General features: G+C 71.7%; 4 protein-coding genes. All 4 read right to left on the bottom strand.

Annotated features, from left to right (window positions below):
- Positions 1 to 402, bottom strand: a 402-nt coding sequence (ruvA, locus tag UWG_RS0101685) for a Holliday junction branch migration protein RuvA (RefSeq protein WP_016905470.1), incomplete at its 3' end; no start/stop codon positions are given.
- Positions 399 to 947, bottom strand: a complete 549-nt coding sequence (gene ruvC, locus UWG_RS0101680; protein WP_029391077.1) for a crossover junction endodeoxyribonuclease RuvC — start codon at positions 945 to 947, stop codon at positions 399 to 401. The genes ruvC and ruvA, both read right to left, overlap by 4 nt.
- Before the next feature lie 207 nt (positions 948 to 1,154).
- Positions 1,155 to 1,907 carry a YebC/PmpR family DNA-binding transcriptional regulator gene (locus UWG_RS0101675; RefSeq protein ID WP_016905468.1) on the bottom strand — a complete coding sequence of 251 codons (753 nt, stop codon included), beginning with the start codon at positions 1,905 to 1,907 and terminating at the stop codon, positions 1,155 to 1,157.
- 30 nt (positions 1,908 to 1,937) lie between these two features.
- Entirely contained in the window at positions 1,938 to 2,609 is a 672-nt protein-coding gene (pdxT, locus tag UWG_RS0101670; protein WP_029391076.1) for a pyridoxal 5'-phosphate synthase glutaminase subunit PdxT, read from the bottom strand.
- Positions 2,610 to 2,618: the final 9 nt, after the last annotated feature.

The raw sequence follows: 2,618 nt of genomic DNA, 5'->3' as shown, positions 1-2,618 counted from the left end.
CGGCCCGCGGAGCCGGTCGCGCAGCTCCAGCAGCAGCTTCTGTGCGCCCTTCTTGCCGATCCCCGGGACGGCTGTGAGGGCCTTCTCGTCTCCGCCGGCGACGGCGGTACGCAGCGCGTCCGGGGTGTGCACGGCCAGCATCGCCTGTGCCAGGCGGGGGCCGACCCCGCTCGCCGTCTGGAGGAGTTCGAAGACCTGGCGCTCGTCGTCGTCGGCGAAGCCGTAGAGGGTGAGGGAGTCCTCGCGGACCACCAACGAGGTGGCGAGGCGCGCCTGTTCGCCGACACGGAGCGCGGCGAGTGTGCCGGGGGCGCACTGGACGGCCATGCCGACGCCCGAGACCTCGACGACGGCGGTGCCGGGCCCCACCGCGGCGACGGTGCCGGAGAGGAAAGCGATCATCGCTGGACGCCTTTCGGGGTGGCTGCGTGCTGGGCTGCGTGCGCGGCCTTCGCCTGCTGGAGGCGGTTGTGCGCGGGGGCACGCCAAATGTGGCAGATCGCGAGGGCGAGGGCGTCGGCCGCATCCGCGGGCCGCGGCGGGGAGTTAAGCCGCAGCAGTCTGGCGACCATCGCGCCGACCTGGGCCTTCTCGGCCCTGCCCGAACCGGTGACCGCGGCCTTGACCTCGCTCGGGGTGTGCAGCGCGACGGGCAGTCCTCGGCGTGCGGCGCACAGCATCGCGACGGCGCTCGCCTGCGCCGTTCCCATGACGGTGCGCACGTTGTGCTGGCTGAACACCCGCTCCACGGCGACCGCTTCGGGGCGGTGCTCCTCGAGCCACTCCTCCAGACCGCGCTCTATCCCGAGCAGCCGCTCGGGCACGCTGCTCTCGGCCGAGGTACGGACCACCCCGACCCCGACCATCGCCAACGGCCTCCCGGCGACGCCCTCGACGACGCCGATGCCGCAGCGGGTGAGCCCCGGATCGACCCCCAGCACGCGCACACGCCACCGCCCCTTCTTCGCGCTCCCGCGCGCCATGGCCGCCCGTTCCGCCGCGTCCTTCACGGCGATCACCGCAGGTGCGACCGTCGACGAGCAGCCTAGTGCCGGGCACCGACAACGCCCGCGACCGGCGGCCCCGTCGACCGCACGGGCGGCAGCCCGCGCGCGCCGGACGGCTCCCTCGCGAGGAGCGTGGAGGACGGAGGCTCAGGCGTCGACCTTCGCCATCACGTCGTCGGAGACGTCGAAGTTGGCGTAGACGTTCTGGACGTCGTCGCTGTCCTCGAGCACGTCGATCAGCTTGAAGATCTTCCGGGCGCCTTCCTCCTCCAGCTGGACCTGCATGCTGGGGACGAAGCTCGCCTCCGCCGAGTCGTAGTCGATACCGGCGTCGACGAGGGCGGTGCGGACCGCGACGAGGTCGGTCGCCTCGCTGATCACCTCGAAAGTCTCGCCGTAGTCGTTGACGTCCTCGACACCGGCCTCCAGCACGGCGGCGAGGACGTCGTCCTCGGTGAGGCCGTTCTTGGGGAGCGTCACGACGCCCTTGCGGTTGAAGAGGTACGAGACGGAGCCCGGGTCGGCCATCGAGCCGCCGTTGCGCGTCATCGCGACGCGGACGTCGGAGGCCGCGCGGTTGCGGTTGTCGGTGAGGCACTCGATGAGGACGGCGACGCCGTTGGGGCCGTACCCCTCGTACATGATCGTCTCGTACTCGGCGCCGCCGGCCTCGAGGCCGGCGCCTCGCTTGACGGCGCTGTCGATGTTCTTGCTGGGGACCGACTGCTTCTTCGCCTTCTGGATGGCGTCGAAGAGGGTGGGGTTGCCCTCCGGGTCAGCTCCTCCGGTGCGCGCCGCGACCTCGATGTTCTTGATCAGCTTCGCGAAGAGCTTGCCGCGCTTGGCATCGATCACGGCCTTCTTGTGCTTCGTGGTAGCCCACTTCGAGTGGCCGGACACAGCCTCGCTCCTTCAAAGTCACCAACGGAATCAACGCGGAGATCCTACCGTCCGCCACTCAGCGTGCCGACCGCCCGGCGGTCCGTACGCTCGGGGCAGCGCCGGCTCCTCCCGCAGGACCGCGCGCCGCACGAGGCCGACGAAGAGCGCGTGCACCCGCGGATCCTCCGTCAGCTCCGGATGGAAGGACGTGGCCAGCAGGTTGCCCTGCGTGACCGCCACCGGGTGCCCGCGGTACTCGGCGAGTACCTCGGTCCGCTCACCCGTGGACTCCACCCATGGTGCACGAATGAAGACACCGGTGACGGGGCCCCCGTCCACCCCCGCCACCTCGATCTCCGCCTCGAAGGACTCGTTCTGCCTGCCGAAGGCGTTCCTGCGGACCGCCATCCCGATGCCGCCGAGCGTCGGCTGCGCGACCTCGTGCCCGTCGGACGCGAGGACCTTCTCCGCGAGCAGGACCATCCCGGCGCACGAGCCGAACGCCGGCATCCCGGCGGCGATCCGCGCGCGCAACGGCTCCAGCAGTCCGAAGGACCCGGCCAGTCTCGCGATCGCCGTGGACTCGCCGCCGGGCACCACCAGCCCTTCGACGTCGGCGAGTTCGGCCGCGGTGCGCACCGTACGTGCCTCGGCGCCGGCCGCCGCGAGCGCCGCGAGGTGCTCGCGCACGTCCCCCTGGAGCGCGAGGACCCCGATCACGGGACGGCA

The organism is Streptomyces xiaopingdaonensis (assembly GCF_000262345.1).
Lineage (GTDB): Bacteria > Actinomycetota > Actinomycetes > Streptomycetales > Streptomycetaceae > Streptomyces > Streptomyces xiaopingdaonensis.
This window is presented reverse-complemented; position numbering and strand designations above follow the sequence as displayed.